The 2,537-nt window shown below is 71.2% G+C and carries 4 protein-coding genes; all 4 read left to right on the top strand.

The window, feature by feature from the left end; all coding sequences use genetic code 11:
- Window positions 1-330: putative quinol monooxygenase (locus FNH04_RS44700; protein WP_228032005.1), on the top strand; the 330-nt coding region annotated here is incomplete at its 5' end.
- A gap of 80 nt (window positions 331-410) precedes the next feature.
- Window positions 411-848, top strand: a complete 438-nt coding sequence (locus tag FNH04_RS44695) for a cupin domain-containing protein (RefSeq protein ID WP_152791949.1) — start codon at window positions 411-413, stop codon at window positions 846-848.
- Window positions 849-1,117: 269 nt separating this feature from the next.
- Window positions 1,118-1,612, top strand: a complete 495-nt coding sequence (locus FNH04_RS44690) for a MarR family winged helix-turn-helix transcriptional regulator (protein WP_322725663.1) — start codon at window positions 1,118-1,120, stop codon at window positions 1,610-1,612.
- A 293-nt stretch (window positions 1,613-1,905) separates the two neighbouring features.
- Window positions 1,906-2,523: a DsbA family protein gene (locus tag FNH04_RS44685; protein WP_152791947.1), complete on the top strand. Its 618-nt coding sequence runs from the start codon at window positions 1,906-1,908 to the stop codon at window positions 2,521-2,523.
- The last annotated feature ends 14 nt before the right edge of the window (window positions 2,524-2,537 follow it).

The following is a 2,537-nucleotide window of genomic DNA, read 5'->3' as shown; positions in this document are numbered from 1 at the left end:
CGCCTCCATCACCCAGGAGTTCCCCGCATGATCGCGCTCACCGTGTCCCCCCAGGTCGTCCCCGGCTGCCGGGACGACTTCCTCGAGGCCATTGCGGAGAACGCCGAGCGCTCCTTCACGGACGAGCCCGGCTGCCGTTACTTCGACGTCGTCTGCGACCTGGACGACGACCACCACTTCGTCTTCCACGAGGTCTACGACGACGAGGCCGCCGTCGAGGCCCATCGCGCCGCGCCCCACTTCAAGGTCTGGCGTGAGGCGGCGGCGAAATACGTCGTCCCCGGCAGCCAGGTCAACACGCTCTCCCGCCGCCTGTTCCACCACTCCTGAACCCCCGTACGCCCGCCCCCCTGAACTTGCGCACTCCCGCATCACCCTGAACTCCCGCACTCCTGAACGGAGCCGCCGACATGTGCACCAAGCGCCCCGCCGAACCCAACCTGCTCATCGACCCCGACGACGTCGAACGCTTCGACCGCGGCGGCGGAGTGGCCACCATCCCCTACGTCGGCAAATGGAACTCCCGGGCGGCCGTCATCACCACCGGCCAGACCGTCTTCCAGCCCGGCACCGGCCTGCCAGTGCACAGCCACAACGTCGAGGAGTCGGTCCTGGTCCTCGAAGGCGAGGCGACCGCGGAGATCGACGGTGAGTTCTTCGACCTGGAAGCCGGTCAGGCGACCTGGGTCCCGGCCGGCACCCCGCACCGGTTCCTCAACCGCGGCGAGGGCGTCATGCGGATCTACTGGGTCTACGGCGGCCGGGACGTCACCCGCACCATCACCGCAACCGGCGAGACCTTCGAGCACCTCTCCGAGTACGACAGGGGAGGGGCGCCCACCGGATGAGCGGCACCATCCGGTCCGTCCACCCCGCCATGGGCGAGCCGGTGACACGTACGGGGGCTGGGGCGCCGAGCGCATCGAGACCGCCGTGGAGCGGGCGTACGCCGCGAGCCGTGGCCGGGCCCTGGTCCCGGTGAACCCGCCACACCGGCGTCACCCCGGGCACCTTCCCCCGGACCCGCCAGGGCCTGTGACGAGGGCCGGAAGGCCGGCCGGTCCCGGCACACGGCATGATCGGTGGACGGGACGGGAGACAAGAAGGGCGGCGGGACGTGGACGAGCAGGCGGAGATCTCTACGGCGAAGGAGGCCGCCGACAACCCGCTGGTGCTGGCCTTCGGGCGGTTGCAGGGAGCCGCCAACCGGCTGGAGTACATCCTGGGCCGGGCCCTGGAGCAGGAGTGCGGGATCAGCCACCTGATGTACGAGGTGCTGCTCATCCTGGGGCGTGCCGGTGAGCCGGGGCTGTCGATGCGGGCCATCGCCCAGGAGCAGGTGCTGACCACGGGCGGCGCGACGCGCCTGGTGGACCGTATGGAGGTGGCCGGGCTGGTCGAGCGTGCCGAGGATCCCGACGACCGGCGTGGACGGCTGGTGCGCCTCACCGAGCGGGGGGAGCAGACCGCGGTGCGCGCGTCCCGCGTGCATGTGGAGAACATCCGCCGCTACTTCCTGGCGCCTCTGCCGGCTGAGGACCATGACCGGTTCGCCGAGGACCTGCGCGTCCTGAGCCACTCGGCCCGGCGCGTGCTGCCCCGCCTGCCCTGACGCCGCGCTGCGGCCGGGCGGCGCCGCTGGTGTGCCTGAGCGGTGCCTCTTGCGGGCCGGGCGGTGCCGCTTGTGTGTCAAGTGGTGCCGCAGCGGCGCCGCTTGTGTGGTGACCACGGAGATGGTGACCGCGGAGACGGTGGCCATGGAGACGGTGGCCATGGAGACGGTGGCCACGAAGACAGGCATGTGTCGGGTGTCACACCCACAGGGAAATATCTGACGCGTCATTTACTGTTCCATCAGGTAAACCGTTCGCGCCCTACGGGGCCGCACCCCTCCTGAGGTCCTCGATGAAGCTCGTCTACGTCTTCGACGCCTACTGCGGCTGGTCGCACGGGTTCTCCGGAACGCTGAGCGAGGTCGTCTCCCGTCACCCCGAGCTGCCGGTCGAGGTCGTCTCCGGCGGGCTGTTCACCGGGCCGCGCCGGGTGCCGATCCGCGAGTTCGGCTATGTCCAGGGCGCGAACGCCAAGATCGCCGAGCTGACCGGCGCCGAGTTCGGTGAGGCGTACGAGCGACTGATCGCCGACGGCTCGTTCGTGATGGACTCGGAGGCCGCCGCGCGCGGGGTCGCCGCCCTGCGCCGGGCCGCCCCCGCCCGTGCGGCCGAGCTGACCACCGCACTGCAGCGGGCCTTCTACGCCGACGGCCGCAGCCTCTCCGACCCCGCGACCTACCGGAAGGTCGCCGAGGAGGCCGGACTGGACGCCGACGCCGTGGTCGCCGCCTTCGAAGACACGGAGACGCGGGCAGCGGCGGGAGCCGATTTCCGCCGGGCCGCCTCGCTGGGCGTCACCGGCTTCCCCACCCTCCTCGCCGTCGACGGCGACCGTGTCACCGCGCTGGCCCATGGCCATGCCACCGCCGAGGAAGTCGACCAGCGGCTCGCGGCCCTTCGTACCCACTGACTTTCCCCCGTCCC

The organism is Streptomyces phyllanthi (assembly GCF_009377205.1).
GTDB lineage: Bacteria > Actinomycetota > Actinomycetes > Streptomycetales > Streptomycetaceae > Streptomyces > Streptomyces phyllanthi.
Note: the sequence above shows the minus strand (reverse complement) of the source record. Positions and strands in the feature narration are given on the sequence as shown.

What these genes read in the sequence shown, in the direction of transcription:
- FNH04_RS44695 (WP_152791949.1), top strand. Translation starts at nt 411, where the DNA reads ATGTGCACCAAGCGCCCCGCCGAACCCAACCTGCTCATCGACCCCGAC.
- FNH04_RS44685 (WP_152791947.1), top strand. Translation starts at nt 1,906, where the DNA reads ATGAAGCTCGTCTACGTCTTCGACGCCTACTGCGGCTGGTCGCACGGG.